At 61.3% G+C, this 17,976-nt stretch carries 18 protein-coding genes; 11 read left to right on the top strand and 7 right to left on the bottom strand.

Annotation, left to right across the window (positions count from 1 at the left end; genetic code table 11):
• Window positions 1-6 precede the first annotated feature (6 nt).
• Both NKJ21_RS17160 and NKJ21_RS17155 read left to right on the top strand, forming a co-directional pair.
• Entirely contained in the window at window positions 7-2,199 is a 2,193-nt protein-coding gene (locus NKJ21_RS17160; protein ID WP_038421705.1) for a CBM35 domain-containing protein, read from the top strand.
• A 50-nt stretch (window positions 2,200-2,249) separates the two neighbouring features.
• On the top strand, window positions 2,250-3,650 hold the full coding sequence (locus tag NKJ21_RS17155; protein WP_016161704.1) for a glycoside hydrolase family 1 protein: 1,401 nt from the start codon (window positions 2,250-2,252) through the stop codon (window positions 3,648-3,650).
• Window positions 3,651-3,703: 53 nt separating this feature from the next.
• On the opposite strand, the gene flhA is transcribed toward NKJ21_RS17155, so the two are convergent.
• From flhA to hypA, 6 genes are all read right to left on the bottom strand, one after another.
• Window positions 3,704-5,776, bottom strand: a complete 2,073-nt coding sequence (gene flhA / locus NKJ21_RS17150; RefSeq protein ID WP_008806189.1) for a formate hydrogenlyase transcriptional activator FlhA — start codon at window positions 5,774-5,776, stop codon at window positions 3,704-3,706.
• Window positions 5,777-5,960: 184 nt separating this feature from the next.
• Window positions 5,961-6,971 carry a hydrogenase expression/formation protein HypE gene (hypE, locus tag NKJ21_RS17145; RefSeq protein WP_239270472.1) on the bottom strand — a complete coding sequence of 337 codons (1,011 nt, stop codon included), beginning with the start codon at window positions 6,969-6,971 and terminating at the stop codon, window positions 5,961-5,963.
• Complete coding sequence (hypD, locus tag NKJ21_RS17140) at window positions 6,968-8,089, bottom strand: hydrogenase formation protein HypD (RefSeq protein ID WP_012967355.1); 1,122 nt, start codon at window positions 8,087-8,089, stop codon at window positions 6,968-6,970. The genes hypE and hypD overlap by 4 nt, the downstream gene beginning before the upstream one ends.
• On the bottom strand, window positions 8,089-8,361 hold the full coding sequence (locus tag NKJ21_RS17135) for a HypC/HybG/HupF family hydrogenase formation chaperone (protein ID WP_016161702.1): 273 nt from the start codon (window positions 8,359-8,361) through the stop codon (window positions 8,089-8,091). Before NKJ21_RS17135 ends, hypD begins: the two co-directional genes overlap by 1 nt.
• Window positions 8,352-9,224 (bottom strand): hydrogenase nickel incorporation protein HypB, encoded by an 873-nt coding sequence (hypB, locus tag NKJ21_RS17130; protein ID WP_008806186.1) that lies wholly within the window; start codon window positions 9,222-9,224, stop codon window positions 8,352-8,354. The genes NKJ21_RS17135 and hypB overlap by 10 nt, the downstream gene beginning before the upstream one ends.
• 3 nt (window positions 9,225-9,227) lie before the next feature.
• Entirely contained in the window at window positions 9,228-9,572 is a 345-nt protein-coding gene (gene hypA / locus NKJ21_RS17125; protein ID WP_012540763.1) for a hydrogenase maturation nickel metallochaperone HypA, read from the bottom strand.
• Window positions 9,573-9,781: 209 nt separating this feature from the next.
• Here hypA and hycA point away from each other — a divergent pair, with 209 nt between their 5' ends.
• From hycA to hycI, 9 genes are all read left to right on the top strand, one after another.
• Complete coding sequence (gene hycA, locus NKJ21_RS17120) at window positions 9,782-10,231, top strand: formate hydrogenlyase regulator HycA (protein ID WP_239270473.1); 450 nt, start codon at window positions 9,782-9,784, stop codon at window positions 10,229-10,231.
• A gap of 82 nt (window positions 10,232-10,313) precedes the next feature.
• The gene (locus NKJ21_RS17115) at window positions 10,314-10,922 is read left to right on the top strand and encodes a 4Fe-4S dicluster domain-containing protein (protein ID WP_012540764.1); all 609 of its coding nucleotides are present in this window, start codon (window positions 10,314-10,316) and stop codon (window positions 10,920-10,922) included.
• Window positions 10,919-12,745, top strand: coding sequence for a formate hydrogenlyase subunit 3 (gene hycC / locus NKJ21_RS17110; protein ID WP_032731140.1), 1,827 nt, complete (start codon window positions 10,919-10,921; stop codon window positions 12,743-12,745). The genes NKJ21_RS17115 and hycC overlap by 4 nt, the downstream gene beginning before the upstream one ends.
• A 2-nt stretch (window positions 12,746-12,747) precedes the next feature.
• On the top strand, window positions 12,748-13,671 hold the full coding sequence (locus NKJ21_RS17105; RefSeq protein WP_008806182.1) for a respiratory chain complex I subunit 1 family protein: 924 nt from the start codon (window positions 12,748-12,750) through the stop codon (window positions 13,669-13,671).
• A gap of 16 nt (window positions 13,672-13,687) precedes the next feature.
• Window positions 13,688-15,397 (top strand): formate hydrogenlyase subunit HycE, encoded by a 1,710-nt coding sequence (gene hycE, locus NKJ21_RS17100; protein WP_004151044.1) that lies wholly within the window; start codon window positions 13,688-13,690, stop codon window positions 15,395-15,397.
• Window positions 15,398-15,406: 9 nt separating this feature from the next.
• Entirely contained in the window at window positions 15,407-15,949 is a 543-nt protein-coding gene (locus NKJ21_RS17095; protein WP_008806181.1) for a formate hydrogenlyase complex iron-sulfur subunit, read from the top strand.
• Window positions 15,949-16,716, top strand: coding sequence for an NADH-quinone oxidoreductase subunit B family protein (locus NKJ21_RS17090; protein ID WP_002914891.1), 768 nt, complete (start codon window positions 15,949-15,951; stop codon window positions 16,714-16,716). The genes NKJ21_RS17095 and NKJ21_RS17090 overlap by 1 nt, the downstream gene beginning before the upstream one ends.
• Entirely contained in the window at window positions 16,713-17,123 is a 411-nt protein-coding gene (locus tag NKJ21_RS17085; protein ID WP_110196514.1) for a formate hydrogenlyase maturation HycH family protein, read from the top strand. The genes NKJ21_RS17090 and NKJ21_RS17085 overlap by 4 nt, the downstream gene beginning before the upstream one ends.
• The gene (gene hycI, locus NKJ21_RS17080; protein WP_008806179.1) at window positions 17,116-17,586 is read left to right on the top strand and encodes a hydrogenase maturation peptidase HycI; all 471 of its coding nucleotides are present in this window, start codon (window positions 17,116-17,118) and stop codon (window positions 17,584-17,586) included. The genes NKJ21_RS17085 and hycI overlap by 8 nt, the downstream gene beginning before the upstream one ends.
• On the opposite strand, the gene NKJ21_RS17075 is transcribed toward hycI, so the two are convergent.
• The gene (locus NKJ21_RS17075) at window positions 17,583-17,891 is read right to left on the bottom strand and encodes a SymE family type I addiction module toxin (protein ID WP_012967361.1); all 309 of its coding nucleotides are present in this window, start codon (window positions 17,889-17,891) and stop codon (window positions 17,583-17,585) included. The genes hycI and NKJ21_RS17075 overlap by 4 nt on opposite strands.
• Window positions 17,892-17,976 lie beyond the last annotated feature (85 nt).

Below are 17,976 nucleotides of genomic sequence, written 5' to 3'. Positions count from 1 at the left end.
ACAACGATGAAGCCGATGAAAAACCTGCTGCTGATGGGGCTGCTGTCCGCGCTGGGGGCCGGCGGGGCGCTGGCCGCCGAGCGCTCGCACTTTACGCACTTTATCACTCGCGACGGCGCCACCCTCAAGGACGGCGACAAGGTGTTTCGTTTCGCCGGGATCCACGCGCCGGAGCTGCACCGCATTGAAGACGACGCCCGCGGCCCCTGCAGAGCAGACCCGCGCGGCTGGGGACAATACTTTAAATGGCCAACGGCGCAGGAGCAGCAAAACTGGATCCAGGCGATGGTGCAAACCGGGGCGAAAGCCCAGCGCGTCTACGTGCTGTCGGTACAGCAGGAATTTGATAAAGCCTGCGGGCGCGAGACCCATATTCTGGCGCCGGAAACGGCGGACGGCATGCCGCGGCTGAATGAGAAAGCCATGCGGGTGTATGACAACATGATTGCCGAAGCGGATAAACAGGGATTGCGTCTGATCCTGCCGTTTATCGACCATTGGTGGTGGTGGGGCGGGCGCGAGCAGCTGGCGGCGTTCTACCATGAAAAAGCGGAAGACTTTTATCGGACCGATAGCAAGACCTTCAAAGCCTATCTGGATGTGATCCGCCAGGTTATCACCCGGACAAATACTGTCACCGGCCGCGCCTATTATGATGAAAAGGCGATCATGGCCTGGGAAACCGGTAACGAGCTGGAGGATACCAACGCCGATTTCCTGCATCAGACCGCGGCGTGGATTAAAAAGTGGGCCCCTCATCAGTTGGTGGTGGATGGTACCTATAAGAAAATCAATTCCTTTGCGCTGACCGACCCCAATGTGGATATCGTCAGCAATCACTATTACACCAATGCCGATAATAACCATCCCGGGCAGGTGACGCAGGATCTGCGCGCCGTCGGCGGGCAAAAAGTCTATCTCGTCGGCGAGTTTGGCCTGCTGCCGGCGGATCAACTGAACGCCATTATGCAGTCGATCGTTCACAGCGAGGTCAACGGGGCGCAAGCCGCCGGCGGGCTTATCTGGGGCTTCCGCGGCCATCGTCACGACGGCGGCTTCTACTGGCATAAGGAGTCGACCGGGCACTACAGTTACCACCTGCCGGGGTTTGCCAAAGAAGGCGAAGCGAACCAGGAGCAGGCGGTGGTCGATCTGGTGCGCACGGCCGCGGCGCAGATGGCCGGGCAGCAGACGATGGCGCCGCTGCCGAAGCCGGACGCGCCTTTGCTGCGCGAGACCACCTCGCCCTTCGCGATCAACTGGATGGGAGCCGCGGTGGGACGCAGCTACGATGTCGAACGCGCCGCCTCGCCGACCGGGCCGTGGACGGTGGTGGGCCGGGATATCTCCGATGGCGTTAACGAATGGAATCCGGAAACCATGGTTCTGTTCCGCGACGATTATCGTCAGCTTCAGCTCGGGCATACGTACTACTACCGGGTGACAGCGAAAAACGAGAGCGGCCGTTCGGCTCCTTCCAATGTGATTAGCGTGCAGCATAGCGAGGAGAATCAGCCGCCGGTTGTCACGCTGGAACCGGCCCTAACCACCACGCAGGACCAGGGCGTCGAGCTTACGGCCAGCTGGCAGGACGATGGCCTGCCGTCGCGAGAGGTTAAGGTGGGCTGGCAGCACGCCGGCGATGGTCAGGTGCATTTCTGCCATGCCGATCGGGCTCAAACCCGGGCCTGGTTTACGACGCCAGGTACCTATGCGCTGACGTTCACGGCGGACGATGGGCTGCTGAAAAGCAGCAAAACCGTGACCGTGACGGTGGGCGAAGCGACGGGGAAAGCGCCAGCGGATTTTTGTCGTTATTACGGCGAAGTTTATGGCGTGGCTGAGGGTCGGCTGACGGTGATGAAGAGTGATAAAGACGCGCTGACAGTTGGCGAGGACGGCTTCCTCGGCCCATTTGCCAACGAGGGGGATAAGATCAGCTGGCAGGTGCAGGCGCCGTGGAGCGGTCAGTTCCTGCTCAATGTAACCTTCAACGGCAAATGGGGCGGTAAGCAGAACTCATTTGTCGTCAACGGGGGCGCTCCGCAGGCCGTGGCCTTCCCGCAGACGGATGAGCAGGGCCAGCAGTTGCGGATACCGGTGACGCTTAACGCGGGGACTAATCAGATTGACTTCGGCCGCTTCGCCGGCGACTGGGGCTATATGTTCATTAAATCGATCGAAGTGGTCGCAGAGTAGTACGTTCAGGCTGCGCCAGACGGGCGCAGCCTTTTTTCGAAGGAGAGGTTATGCAGCAATATCAGTTTCCGCAAGGGTTTCTATGGGGGGCGGCGGCGTCCGGCCCGCAAACGGAAGGGGTCACCAATAAGCGCCATCGTTCCATCTGGGATAGCTGGTTTGCCGAACAACCGGAGCGATTTTATCAGCAGGTAGGGCCGCAAACCGTATGTGATACTTATCATCAGTATCCGCAGGACGTGGCGCTAATGAAACAGACCGGCTTCAACTCGTTTCGCACCTCAATTCAGTGGTCACGACTGATCGCTGATTTGGAAACCGGCGCGCCGGACCCGGACGCGGTGCGTTTTTATCACGCCTATCTCGATGAGATGATCGCCAACGGCATTGAGCCGATGATCAATCTCTACCACTTTGATATGCCGGAAGCGCTGCAGAAACAGTACGGCGGCTTTGAATCGGCGCACGTGGCCGAGCTGTTTGCCCGCTTTGCCCGCACCGCCTTTAGCCTGTTTGGCCATAAGGTTAAATACTGGATAACCTTCAACGAGCCGATTGTGCCGGTTGAGGGAGGCTACCTGTACGACTTCCACTATCCATGTAAGAAAGATGGCCGGCTGGCGGCGCAGGTGGCGTTTAACATTATGCTGGCGCACGCCAAAGCGGTAACGGCTTATCGTGAACTGGCGCTGGCGGGCGAGATCGGCGTGGTGCTAAACCTGACCCCGAGCTATACCCTCACTGACAGCGACGCGGATAAAAAAGCCGCCGGGTATGCCGACCTGTTTTTTAACCGCAGCTTCCTTGACCCGCTGGTAAAACATGAATTCCCCAAAGCGCTGTGCGAGATCCTCGCCGCCCACGACTGCCTGCCGACGACCAGCAAAGACGACGTAGCGTTGATCCTCAGCGCGGATATCGATTTTCTTGGGGTGAACTATTACGTGCCGCGGCGGGTAAAAGCGCGTGAGGGCGAATATGATCTCGATTATTTCACCCCGGAATACTATTTCGAAAACGCGGTGAACCCGCAGGGCCGCTTTAATCCCTATCGTGATAACAACGAGATCCTGCCGCAGGCGATCTATGACATTGCCGCCAATATTCGCGATAACTACGGCAACATTAAGTGGTATCTCGCGGAAATCGGCATCGCGATGGATCGACAATCAGAGGGAGAGCCCGGGGCGGACGGGGTGATAGACGATAATTTCCGCATCCAGCTGATGGAGGAGCATCTGGTGCAGCTGCACCGCGCCATTGCCGACGGCGCGAACTGCTTTGGCGTACACCAGTGGACGTTTATCGACAACTGGTCGTGGATCAATGCCTTCAAACGACGCTACGGCTTCTGGCGACTGGATCTCGAGACCGGCGAGCGACAGATAAAACGCAATGCGCTGTGGTTTGCCGAACTGGCGACCAGCAACGGTTTTACCAGCGATAAATAGCGCGCTGCGCCAGCGCTCCCTCTCACCGGCGCGGAAAGGGGGAGCGCACGAGGTTACACCAGTTCGTCTTTATTAATACCCAGCCGCTTCATGCGCGACAGGAGCGTGGTGCGCTTGAGCCCCAGCCGCTGGGCGGCGCCTTTCGGCCCGGCCACCACGCCGTTGCTCTCCTTCAGCACCCGGACGATCAGCTGATATTCATCCTCACCTTCCTCAGGCAGGACCGCCGGCGTTCGAGGAACTTCCACGATCTCCCGCTCCGGCAGGGAGAGCTGCAGTACGTTGCCGCGGGTGAGTAACACCGCCCGTTCGATAACGTTTTCCAGCTCGCGCACGTTGCCCGGCCACTCCATTCGCGTCAGGGTGCGCAGGGTTTCCGCCGGAATGCTGTCGATGTTGCGCCCCATGCGGCGGGCGATTTTAAAGGTAAAGGCCTTCACCAGCAGCGGGATATCGTCGGGACGTTCGCGCAGCGGCGGCAGGTGGATGGGGAACACGTTGAGCCGATAGTAGAGATCGCTGCGGAATTCCCTGTCGATAACCATCTGCTTGAGATCGCGGTTGGTGGCGGCGATCAGCCGGACGTCGGTCTGGATCAGCTTGTTGCTCCCCAGACGTTCGAACTCCTGCTCCTGGAGGACGCGCAGCAGTTTAGGTTGCAACTCCAGCGGCATATCGCCCACTTCATCAAGGAACAGGGAGCTTTTGTCCGCCAGCTCGAAGCGGCCGATACGCTGGGCGCTGGCCCCAGTGAACGCGCCGCGTTCGTGGCCGAACAGATCGCTCTCCAGCAGCCCGGCGGGCATCGCGGCGCAGTTCATCTTCACCATCCGTCGACCGTTACGCCCGCTGAGGTTGTGGATGGCGCGGGCGATAAGCTCTTTACCGGTGCCGGTTTCGCCGAGGATCAGCACGGTGCTGTCGCTGTGCGCCACCATCTCGACCTGTTTGAGCACATTGTTCATCGCCTCGCTGCGGCCGATGATCTCGCCGAATTCGCTCTCGACATTATTGAGCTGCTCGGTGAGGGCGAGGTTCTCATCCACCAGCCGCTCTTTCAGGCGCTGAATTTCGCGGTAGGCGAGGGCGTTATCGATAGCGATCGATACCCGCTCGGCGATCTGCCGCAGCAGCTTGAGATTGGTGGTGGTGAAGACCTGTTCGTCGCACTGCGCCAGCTTCAGCACCCCGAGCAGGGTATTGCCGGACATCAGCGGCAGCAGGCACAGGGTCTGGATCTTATTGCCCCACATCTCGAAGAGCATTTTCTCATACGGCGCGAGGGTGTCATGCTCGTGCAGGTTGAGCAGCAGCATCTCTTTGCTTTTGAACACGCGCTCGGTGAGGGTACCGGCTTCATCCACCTCGCTCTGGTCGTGGACGGGATGGCTGGCGTCAAGATAATGCGTGGAATAGATGTTGAGCTTCCCTTTGCGGTCGCTGCGCAGCACCACGCTGATGGCGTCGATCCGGAAGTAGCGATGGATCTCTTTCGCCACCTCGCTGACCAGCTCGTCGATATCCAGGCGTGAGAGCACCGCGTTGGTGATCGCCACCAGGATGCGAAAGTTGTCGCGCTCGTGGCACAGCAGATCGTAATCGACGTTATTGCTGACCCGGTTCTGAATTTGCTCGGTGACGACGGCGACGATCTGCGTGAAGGTATGCAGCCGCTGGAACTCTTTCTCGCTCCACGGCCGGTTGTCACGGCGCAGAAATTCACAGCCGCCGAAGATCCGCCCATCAGCCGCCAGCGGCAGCAGCGAGTAGTACCCGAACGGGCGATAAAGCCCGCTGCGGATAAGCTGCGGCCAGGTGTCGGCAAAGGTCTCGTGGTCGCAATGCAGGGCATCCGGCCGGGAGAGTAAGCGGCGCACCGGACCGTGGGCGAGCACGGTTTCGTCCTCGTAGCTCACCGGGTGACCGGCTTCATCGCAGGCGTACCTGGCCGCGCGGTGGTTACCCGCGTTCCACAGGATGATGGCCGCCTCGTCGGCGAGCGCAGACTGTTGCACCAGGCGGGTGAGAGTTTCGCTCAGCGCGGCCAGATCGGGCTGCTGTAATAAAAGCCGGGTGATATCGAACAGCCCTTGCTGGCCGAGATCGCTCATCGGTGTATACGACATTGCTTACGTCCAAAACGCGCCGACAACGTGGCGCATAAGAAAATGATGGTACAAATAATAGTATGTTAATAAAGCGGTTATTGCCGCTTTAACCCCGGCTCGCGCTGCGCTTAGCCGGGCTACGTGCGCGCAGTTTTGTAGCCCGAATAAGGCGCCAGCCGCTATCCGGGACCCGACGCCGTCGTTAACAAATTCTCGGCAGCGGCTCGGCGTGGGGAAGATCGAGCGTCCGCTTCACGCCGTACAGCCCAACGGAACGCACGCCCGGGCGGTCGACCACTTCGCCGATTATCGCCGCATCGCGTCCCAGTGGGTGAGACCGCAAATGCGCTAGCACGTTTTCCGCGGCCTCGCGGGCGACGGCGAGCACCAGTTTGCCTTCATTGGCGAAGTTCAGGGCGTCCAGCCCAAGCAGTTCGCAGACGCCGCGCACCGTATCGTTGACCGGCAGCGTTGCCTCCTGCAGTTCGATGCCGCAGCCGCTGGCGGCGGCGAACTCATGGGCGACGGCATTGACCCCGCCGCGGGTGGCGTCGCGCAGAGCTTTCACTCCACTCAGTGGCCGCAGGGTCTGGATAAGCGGCGTCAGCAACGCGCAATCGCTGGACAGCGCGCCGTCCAGCCCCATCTGCTCGCGCAGGTTAAGGATGGTGGCGCCATGATCCCCCAGCGTGCCGCTGACCAGCAGCACATCACCGGCGCTAATCTGCTGCGTCCCCCAGCGAACGTCCGCCGGGATGGCGCCGATGCCGGCGGTGTTAATAAACAGCTTATCCGCCGCGCCGCGCGGCACCACTTTAGTGTCGCCGGTGACGATGGCGATCCCTGCCGCCCGGGCGGTGTCGGCCATGCTGGCGACCACCGCTTCCAGGGTGGCCATCTCCAGCCCCTCTTCGAGAATAAAGCCGCAGGAAAGATAGCGGGGGATGGCGCCGCTGACCGCCACATCGTTGGCGGTACCGCAGACGGCCAGCTTGCCGATATTGCCGCCGGGAAAGAACAGCGGGTCAATCACGTAGCTGTCGGTGGAGAAGGCGAGGCGGTCCCCCTGGGCGGCGAGCGCCGCCAGATCGAGGCGCGCCTGATCCTCCTGCTCCGCCAGCCAGGGGTTGGCGAAGGCCTGCATAAACAGGTCGCCGATCAGCTGCTGCATTGCATGACCGCCGCTACCGTGAGCTAACTGGACGCTTTTCATGCTTCATTTTCCTGACTGCGATATTGATACCAGGCGGCGCAGGCCCCTTCTGAGGAGACCATCAGCGCGCCAAAGGCGCTTTGCGGATTGCAGGTGCGGGCGAAGAGCGGGCACTGGTGCGGTTTACAGCGGCCGGTCAGCACCTCGCCGCAGCGGGCCCGCGGGTCGTCGCACACGCGCTGCGGCGCCGGGCGGAAATGCGCCTCGGCATCGAAGCGCTGATAGGCTGGCGTAAGCTGCACGCCGGAGTCGCTAATGACCCCCAGGCCGCGCCATTCGCTGTCGCCATCCAGGCGAAAGACGTCGGCCATCGCCGCCTGCGCCAGTGGGTTGCCGGCATCCGGCACCACGCGACGGTACTGATTTTCCACATCGCTGCGCTGCGCTATTGTCTGCTCAACCAGCATCACCGCGCCTTGCAGTAGATCAAGCGGTTCGAAACCAGCGACCACTAAAGGACGATGATAGTCGCTGGCGATAAAGCCGTAGGCTTCGGTGCCGATCACCATACTGACGTGGCCCGGGGCGAGAAAGGCGTCGATACTGTTGTCCGGCTGATCCAGCAGGCTGCGCAGGGTCGGCAGCAGGGTGATGTGCTGGCAGAAAAAGTAGAAGTTATCGACGTTGCGCTCCCGCGCCTGACGCAGGGTGAGGGCGGTGGCGGGCATGGTGGTTTCGAAACCGAGGCCGAAAAAGACCACCTCACGCTGCGGGTTTTGCTGCGCCAGCCGCAGGGCGTCCATCGGCGAGTAAACGATGCGGACATCGGCGCCGCGGGATTTCGCCTGCAGCAGCGAGCCGTTTTTACCTGGCACGCGCATGGCGTCGCCGAAGGTGCAGAAGATGACCCCCGGACGGCTGGCAATCTCAATGCAGGCATCGATGCGCCCCATCGGCAGGACGCACACCGGGCAGCCTGGCCCATGAATAAATTCGATATTCTCCGGCAACAGCTGGTCGAGCCCGAATTTAAAAATGGCATGAGTATGGCCGCCGCAGACCTCCATGATGCGTAGCGGTCGCGCGGCAGTGTGCGGCAGCAGACGCGCACGCTGCTGAAGATGTGCCACCAGCTGCATCACCTGTTCGGGGGCGCGGTATTCGTCAACGTAACGCATTATCGCACCTCGCCATACAGCAGCGCGCCGACGTCCGGCTCCACATCGAACATATTTTGCAGCGCCTCGAGAGTGTCGCGCGCTTCGGCTTCATTGATCACGCTCATGGCGAACCCAACGTGCACCAGCACCCACTGGCCGAGACGCGGCTGACCCTGCTCGTCAACGGCGCCCACCAGCGTCAGGTCGACGTCGCGCTGAATGCCACAGACTTCCACCTTCGCCAGCACGCCGTCGATGGCGCAAATTTGTCCCGGAATGCCTATGCACATCGCTGCGTCTCCAGCCAGGTGAGCCACTGCTCCATGCCTTCGCCGCTGGTGGCCGAGAGGAGAATAATCTCAATATGCGGATTGACCTCACGGGCGCAGGCCAGGCACTTCTCAACGTCGAAATTGAGATACGGCAGCAGGTCGACTTTGTTGAGCAGCATCAGGCTGGCGGCGGCAAACATATGTGGATATTTCAGCGGTTTGTCTTCGCCTTCGGTGACCGACAGCACCGCCACCTTATGGCGTTCGCCGAGATCAAAGCTGGCCGGGCAGACCAGGTTGCCGACGTTTTCGATAAACAGAATGCCGTGGTCAGCCAGCGGCAGGCGCGGGGCGGCGTCGGCGATCATCTGGGCATCGAGATGGCAGCCTTTCCCGGTATTGACCTGAATCGCCGGGGTGCCGGTGGCGCGAATGCGGGCGGCGTCATTGACCGTTTGCTGATCGCCTTCAATCACCGCGCAGTCGGCGCGTCCTTTCAGCCGGGTGAGGGTTTCGGTCAGCAGGGTGGTTTTACCGGAGCCGGGGCTGGAAACCAGATTCAGCACCAGCTGCTGTTTCGCCGCAAAGCGTGCGCGGTTGCGCGCCGCCAGACGGTTGTTTTTATCCAGCACGTCGATCTCCACTTCCAGCATCCGCCGCTGGCTCTGCCCCGGGGCGTGAGTCCCAGCCTCGCCATGGCCGTAATGCAGGTCGCCCTCTGGCGTGCGGGTGGGGGCGAAGTGATCGGTTTTGACACCGGTGATGGTCATCGTCTGGCGTGGGGCGGGCGCGAAGGGGGCGCTGCGGAACGCGGAATGCGGGTTTCGTTCGTCTCCTTCAATATAGAGGTTGCCTTCGCCACAGCCGCATGTTGTACACATAGTTTACTCCAGTTCTAAACGCTGAATCTGTAAGCCGTCATCCGCCACGATCTGTAGCTGGTCGTTATTGCAGAGCGGGCAGCGGCGGACGTGCTGCGAGACAAGATGGACGTACTGCTGGCAGCGTTCGCACCAGCATTCAGCCTGTTGTTCGGCGATATGCAGTTCGCACCCCTCCGCCAGCGTGCCCCGGCAGACCAGCTCAAAGCAGAAGGTCAGGGCGCTGGCTTCCACGCAGGAAAATGCGCCGACCTTGAGCCACACGCCGGTCACCCGTCGCGCGCCGGCCTGCTGCGCCTGTTGTTCAATAATTTCCAGCGCCCGCTGGCTGAGGGTGATTTCGTGCATAGTCGCCTCCGTATCGCAATGCGCCTTGTATGCAATAACGATGCCAGAATGAAATCGTCGTGGCCGGCAATGTCGATGTCGACGCCCCGGGGCTGTCATCGACATGTCGCATCGGCAGGGATGAATACAAAAACATAGTTAAATCAATTAAATAAAAAATGGCATGAAAAATGCTTAGAGGGTGCATCTCATGCAACGGAGAAACCGATATGACTATTTGGGAAATAAGTGAAAAGGCGGATTACATCGCCGACCGTCACCGGCAGCAGCAGGAGCAGTGGCACATCTACTGTAACTCGCTGGTTCAGGGGATCACCCTGTCGAAGGCCCGCCTGCATCACGCGATGAGCTGCGCGCCGGATAAAGAGCTGTGCTTCGTGCTGTTCGGCCATTTTCAGGTGTTTGTCGCGCTGGCGGAAGGCTTTAACAGCCACACCATCGAATACTACGTCGAAAACAAAGGCGGCGGTGATAAGTACCTGATTGCTCAGGCCACGCTGGCGGCAGATGGCACGGTGGACGGGCGGATCAGCAACCGCTCCCGCGACCAGGTGCTGGAGCACTATCTGGTGATTATCGCCACTGTCTATGACCGTCTATATGACGCCATGGAGCAAGACCAACCGGTGGATTTAAGCCATCTGGCCCTGACCCACTGATCGCGAGGTGTCGACACGTGTCGAAAATGACACCTGCGCAACCTGATTTCGTCAAAAATGACTTTCACCCGAGGATGACCCGGTGAACCGTTTTGTAATTGCTGACTCCACTGTCTGTATCGGCTGCCGCACCTGCGAAGCCGCCTGCTCTGAGACGCATCGCCAGCACGGCCTGCAGGCTATGCCGCGGCTGCAGGTGATGCGTAATGAAAAAGAATCGGCACCGCAGATGTGCCACCACTGCGAAGATGCCCCCTGCGCCACCGTCTGCCCGGTTAACGCCATCCAGCGCGTCGATGGCGCCGTCCAGCTCAACGAGAGCCTGTGCGTAAGCTGCAAACTGTGCGGCATCGCCTGCCCGTTTGGCGCCATCGAATTTTCCGGCAGCCGTCCGCTGGATATTCCGGCCAATGCCAATACCCGACTCGCGCCCCCCGCGCCGCCGGCGCCGGCCCGTGTCAGCTCGCTGCTCGACTGGGTGCCCGGCGTGCGCGCCATTGCCGTGAAATGCGACCTCTGCCACTTCGATGACCAGGGCCCGGCCTGCGTGCGGACCTGCCCGACCAACGCGCTGCTGTTGGTGGATAGCCGGGATATCGCCCAGGCCAGCAAGCGTAAACGCCAGCTGACCTTTAATACCGACCTTGGCGACTTGTCGCTGTTCCAGGCGCAACAGGGGGAGAGGGAATGAGTGTAATAGGATTAGTCAATCAGGCGGTGATGTGGTACGCCGCCAGCGCCGTGCTGGCCTTTGTGTTTGCCATGCGTAAACCGCTCAGCGGCGCTATTGCCGGGATCGGCGGCGCGGTGGCCAGCGCCATGCTGGTGGTTGCCGGCGGCGCAGCGCTCTTGATGCCGGAACGGATCCACGGCGGCATGCTGCAGTTTCTGCATCTGACGATGCGGGTGGGCGGTGTCAACGCGCTGTGGCTGCTGGCCATCGGCCTGTCGGCGCTGCCGGTGTCATTGTTCAATATTAGCTGGCATCGCCATCCGCAGGTGAAGGCCAACGGCCTGCTGGTCAACCTGCTGTTGGCCGCCGCCACCTGCGCGGTGGTGGTGACCAATATCGGTTCGCTGGTGGTGATGGCGGAGATCATGGCGCTCTGCGCGGCGTTTCTCACCGGCTGCGCCGCTTCCGGTAAGCTGTGGTTTGCCCTGGGGCGTCTCGGCACGTTGCTGATGGCCTGGACCTGCTGGCTGGTGTGGTCGACCTACGGCACCCTCGAGCTGGCGCAGATCAACCTCCAGGCGGTGGATATGATGCAGAACCCGCTGCTGTGGCTGCCGGGGCTGGTGGGATTCGCTCTGCTGGCCGGGGCGATCCCGCTGCACGGCTGGGCGCCGCAGGCTCACGCCGGGGCCAGCGCGCCAGCCGCCGCGCTGTTTTCCACCGTGGTGATGAAGGTCGGTCTGTACGGCATGCTGACCGTCTCGCTGGCCGGCGGCGTGCCGCCGCTGTGGTGGGGCGTCATGCTGCTGGCGCTGGGGATGATCACCGCCTTTATCGGCGGGCTGTATGCCCTGATGGAGCATAACATTCAGCGTCTGCTGGCCTATCACACCCTCGAGAACATCGGCATCATCCTGCTGGGGCTGGGCGCCTTTGTTACCGGCGTGGCAACCCGCAACAGCACGCTGATGGTGCTGGGTTTTATCGGCGGTATGTATCACCTGATTAACCACAGCCTGTTCAAAACCACGCTGTTCCTCGGCGCCGGGGCGGTGTGGTTCCGTACCGGCCATCGCGATATCGAGAAGCTGGGCGGCATCGGTAAAAAAATGCCGTTGATCTCCCTCGCCATGCTGGTAGGACTGATGGCAATGGCGGCCCTGCCGCCGCTGAACGGCTTCGCCGGCGAGTGGGTTATCTACCAGTCCTTCTTCAAAATGAGCACCGGCGACCTGTTTATTGGCCGTCTGCTGGGGCCGCTGCTGGCCGTCGGCCTGGCGATCACCGGCGCACTGGCGGTGATGTGTATGGCGAAAGTCTATGGCGTGACCTTCCTCGGCGCGCCGCGGACGAAAGAGGCGGAAAACGCCACCTGCGCCCCCTGGCTGATGACCCTGAGCGTAATACTGGCGGCGGTCTTCTGCCTCGTTGGCGGCATCGCCGCGCCGTGGCTGCTGCCGCTGGTGAGCGGCGCCTTCCCGGTGCAGGCTCAGGTATCGAGCGTGGTATCGCAGCCGATGATCGCGCTGCTGCTTATCGCCTGCCCGCTGCTGCCGTTCCTGCTGATGATCTTCTTTAAAGGCGATCGCCTGGCGGCGCGCTCGCGCGGCGCGGCGTGGGTCTGCGGTTACGACCACGAGCAGTCGATGGTGGTAACGGCCCACGGCTTTGCCATGCCGGTGAAAGAGGCCTTTGCGCCGTTGCTGAAGCTGCGTCACTGGCTGAACCCGGTGCGTCTGGTGCCGGGCTGGCAATCGGCCTCGGCGCCGGCGCTGCTGCGCGGGATCGCGCTGGTTGAGCTGGCGGTGCTGGTGGTGATTGTCATTTCGCGAGGAGCCTGAGAATGAGTCTGTTAATTGCATTGCTACAGGCGCTGGTGCTGTTTGCCGTCGCGCCGCTGTTGTCCGGGATCGTTCGCGTCGCCCGCGCGCGACTGCATAACCGCCGCGGACCGGGGGTACTGCAGGAGTATCGCGATATCCTGAAACTGCTGGGCCGTCAGAGCGTCGGTCCTGACGCCTCGGGCTGGGTGTTTCGCCTGACGCCGTACGTCATGGTGGGCGTGATGCTGACCATCGCCACCGCGCTGCCGGTGGTGACGGTGGACTCCCCGCTGCCGGTGCTCGGGGATCTCATCACCCTGATCTACCTGTTCGCCATCGCCCGTTTCTTCTTTGCCATTTCTGGTCTGGACACCGGCAGCCCGTTTACCGCGCTGGGCAGTAGTCGCGAAGCGATGCTCGGCGTGCTGGTGGAGCCGATCCTGCTGCTGGGCCTGTGGGTGGCGGCGCAGGTCGCCGGCTCGACCCATATCAGCACCATCACCGATACCCTTTACCACTGGCCGGCGGCGCACAGCATTCCACTGATTCTGGCGCTGTGCGCCTGCGCCTTCGCCACCTTTATCGAGATGGGCAAACTGCCGTTCGATCTGGCGGAAGCGGAGCAGGAGCTGCAGGAGGGCCCCCTGTCGGAATACAGCGGCAGCGGCTTTGGCATCCTGAAGTGGGGCATCAGCCTCAAACAGCTGGTGGTGCTGCAGATGTTTGTCGGGGTCTTTTTCCCGTGGGGCCAGATGACCAGCTTCAGCGTCGGCGGCCTGCTGTTGGCGCTGGTGGTCGCTGTCGTCAAGCTGGTAGTCGGGGTGCTGATTATCGCGTTGTTTGAAAACAGCATGGCGCGTCTGCGTTTTTGTGCCACCTCCCGCGTCACCTGGGCCGGGTTTGGTTTCGCCTTTTTAGCTTTCGTCTCCTTGCTGGTGGCGTGATTAAGAGAGTTTGAGCATGTCTGAAGAAAAAATCGGTCAACACTATCTTGCGGCGCTGCACCAGGCCTTTCCGGGCGTGGTGCTGGACGAAGCCTGGCAGACCAAAGACCAGTTAACTATCACCGTGAAGGTCAACTACCTGCCGGAAGTGGTGGAGTTTCTCTACTACCAGCAGGGTGGCTGGCTGTCGGTGCTGTTCGGCAACGATGAACGTAAGCTCAACGGCCACTACGCGGTCTATTACGTGCTGTCGATGGAGCAGGGCACCAAATGCTGGATCACCGTGCGCGTGGAAGTGGACGCCAACAAACCGGAATACCCGTCGGTGACGCCGCGCGTCCCGGCGGCGGTGTGGGGCGAGCGCGAAGTGCGCGATATGTACGGCCTGGTGCCGGTCGGCCTGCCGGACGAACGTCGTCTGGTGCTACCGGACGACTGGCCGGACGAACTCTATCCGCTGCGCAAAGACAGCATGGACTACCGCCAGCGCCCGGCGCCGACCACCGACGCCGAAACCTACGAGTTCATTAACGAGCTCGGCAGCAAGAAAAACAACGTGGTGCCGATCGGCCCGCTGCACGTCACCTCTGATGAACCTGGCCACTTCCGCCTGTTCGTTGACGGCGAGAACATTATCGATGCCGACTACCGCCTGTTCTACGTCCATCGCGGGATGGAAAAGCTGGCGGAAACCCGCATGGGCTATAACGAAGTGACCTTCCTGTCGGACCGGGTGTGCGGCATCTGCGGCTTCGCCCACAGTACCGCTTACACCACCTCGGTGGAGAACGCGATGGGCATCGTGGTGCCGGAGCGGGCGCAGATGATCCGCGCCATTCTGCTGGAGGTGGAACGCCTGCACTCGCACCTGCTGAACCTCGGTCTGGCCTGCCACTTTACCGGCTTTGACTCCGGCTTTATGCAGTTCTTCCGCGTGCGCGAAACCTCAATGAAGATGGCGGAAATTCTTACCGGCGCACGTAAAACCTACGGCCTGAACCTGATCGGCGGGATCCGCCGCGACCTGCTGAAAGAGGACATGATCCAGACCCGTCAGCTGGCGCAGCAGATGCGCCGCGACGTGCAGGAGCTGGTGGATATGCTGCTCAGCACGCCGAATATGGAACAGCGTACCGTCGGTATTGGCCGTCTGGATCCGGAAATCGCCCGCGACTTTAGTAACGTCGGCCCGATGGTGCGCGCCAGCGGCCATGCCCGCGACACCCGCGCCGACCACCCGTTTGTCGGCTACGGCCTGCTGCCGATGGAAGTCCACAGCGAGCAGGGTTGCGACGTAATATCTCGCCTCAAGGTGCGGATCAACGAGGTTTATACCGCGCTGAATATGATTGATTTCGGTCTCGATAACCTGCCGGGCGGCCCGCTGATGGTGGAGGGGTTCACCTATATTCCGCACCGCTTCGCACTGGGCTTCTCCGAGGCGCCGCGCGGCGACGATATCCACTGGAGCATGACCGGCGACAACCAGAAACTGTACCGCTGGCGCTGCCGGGCGGCGACCTATGCCAACTGGCCGACCCTGCGCTATATGCTGCGCGGCAACACCGTTTCCGATGCGCCGCTGATCATCGGCAGCCTCGACCCGTGCTACTCCTGTACCGACCGCATGACCGTTGTCGACGTACGCAAGAAGAAGAGCAAAGTGGTGCCGTACAAAGAGCTGGAGCGCTACAGCATCGAGCGTAAAAACTCGCCGCTGAAATAAGGAATCGCCATGTTTACCTTTATTAAAAAAGTTATTAAGACCGGCACCGCGACGCACGCCTACCCGCTGGAGCCGATGCCGGTAGACAAAAACTTTCGCGGCAAGCCGGAGCATACGCCGCAGCAGTGTATCGGCTGCGCGGCCTGCGTGAACGCCTGCCCGTCGAACGCCCTGACGGTCGAGACCGATCTGACCACTAATCAGCTGGCGTGGCAGTTCAACCTCGGGCGCTGCATCTTCTGCGGCCGCTGTGAAGAGGTGTGCCCGACGGCGGCGATTAAGCTGTCGCCGGAGTATGAGCTGGCGGTGTGGAAGAAAGAGGATTTCCTCCAGCAGTCGCGCTTCGCTATCTGCCACTGCCGGGAGTGCCAGCGTCCGTTCGCGGTGCAGAAGGAGATCGACTACGCCATCGCGCTGCTCAAGCATAACGGCGATACCCGCGCCGAGCTGCACCGCGAAAGCTTCGAAACCTGCCCGGAATGCAAGCGCCAGAAATGCCTGGTGCCGTCCGATCGTATTGAACTGACCCGCCATATGAGGGAGGCCAGCTGATGAGTACTTTACTTGGCCCGCGCGATGAAAACGGCATTCCCGTGCCGATGACGGTGGATGAATCCATCGCCAGCATGAAGGCCTCGCTGCTGAAGAAGATTAAACGTTCGGCCTACGTCTACCGCGTCGACTGCGGCGGCTGCAATGGTTGCGAAATCGAAATTTTCGCTACCCTTTCGCCGCTGTTCGACGCTGAACGCTTCGGGATCAAGGTAGTGCCTTCGCCGCGCCATGCCGATATTCTGCTGTTTACCGGGGCGGTGACCCGCGCCATGCGCTCCCCGGCGCTGCGCGCCTGGCAGTCGGCGCCGGATCCGAAGATCTGTATCTCCTACGGCGCCTGCGGCAACAGCGGCGGCATCTTCCACGACCTGTACTGCGTCTGGGGCGGTACCGATAAAATCGTACCGGTCGATGTCTATATTCCGGGCTGCCCGCCGACGCCCGCCGCCACCCTGTACGGCTTCGCCATGGCGCTCGGCCTGCTGGAGCAGAAAATCCATGCTCGTCTGCCAGGTGAACTCGACGAACAGCCGACCGAGCTGCTGCATGCCGATATGGTGCAGCCCCTGCGGGTGCGCATCGATCGCGAAGCGCGGCGTCTGGCGGGTTATCGCTATGGCCGGCAGATTGCTGACGACTATATGCGTCTGCTCGGCCAGGGCGACAGCCAGGTGCTGCGCTGGCTGGAGGCGGAGAAAGATCCGCGTCTGACCGAGATCGTCACCCATCTCAACCAGGTGGTCGAGGGGGCGCGTATCCGATGAGCGAGACGGTGGTGTTCAGTCAGCTGAGCCGTAAATTTATTGATGAGAACGACGCCACGCCGGATCAGGCGCAGCAGGTGGTCTATTACAGCCTGGCGATTGGCCACCACCTCGGCGTCATCGACTGTCTTGAGGCGGCGCTGAGCTGCCCGTGGGAGGCGTATCTGGCATGGATCGCCACCCTTGAGGCGGGCAGCGCCGCGCAGCGCAAAATGGAGGGCGTGCCGAAGTATGGCGAAATCGTCATCGACAGCAGCCATGTGGCGATGCTGGCCAACGCCTTTGATAAAGCGCAGTCCGCGCAGACCCCGCAGCAGCAGGCGTGGAGTAAAACGATGCTCAGCATGCTGCATGATATTCACCAGGAGAGCGCCATCTATCTGATGGTGAGGAGATTACGTGACTGACGTTTTACTCTGTGTTGGCAACAGCATGATGGGCGACGACGGCGCCGGCCCGCTGCTGGCGGAGATGTGCGCGGCGAACCCGGCCGGCCAGTGGGTGGTCATCGACGGCGGCAGCGCGCCGGAAAACGACATCGTGGCGATCCGCGAATTACGCCCCGAACGCCTGCTGATTGTCGATGCCACCGACATGGGCCTTAACCCCGGCGACATTCGCGTCATCGACCCCGACGATATCGCCGAGATGTTTATGATGACCACCCATAACATGCCGCTCAACTATCTGGTCGATCAGTTGAAAGAGGACGTCGGCGAGGTGATTTTCCTCGGCATTCAGCCGGATATCGTCGGTTTTTATTATCCGATGACCCAGCCGGTAAAAGAGGCCGTTGCCCGGGTGTACCAGCAGCTGGCAGACTGGCAGGGCCAGGGCGGCTTTGCCCGGCTGGAGGCTGAAGACGATTAACCCAGCGGCGAACCGGGCTCTCCGCCGGCGCACGACTGACCTGCCGGGAGCCCCGTTCCCGGCGGCGCCAGCTCAAGATTCTCTATCACTAATTTCCCGGGCGACACCGAGACTCTGACCTGCGTGCCGACTGGAAACCCCGCCTGCTCCAGCCAGTCGCCGTTCAGGTTCAAGGCTGCGTGGCGGGTGTAGCGCCGCGTCTCCCGCGTTTTGCGGTCTTCATGGCGTTTTCTGACATATCCCACGGTTAACTGGCGAATGGCCCTGGCTATCCCTCTGGCTGCGGTAGTGTGCTGTGCGCTCATGATGTGCTCCTTGCTGAAGATACCCCTGTAAAAGTACTGGATAAAATACCAGTTATTGTGAACAGGAGGCAAACCAGAAACTGGA

The organism is Klebsiella sp. SWET4, assembly GCF_024296565.1.
GTDB lineage: Bacteria > Pseudomonadota > Gammaproteobacteria > Enterobacterales > Enterobacteriaceae > Klebsiella > Klebsiella variicola.
Note: the sequence above shows the minus strand (reverse complement) of the source record. Positions and strands in the feature narration are given on the sequence as shown.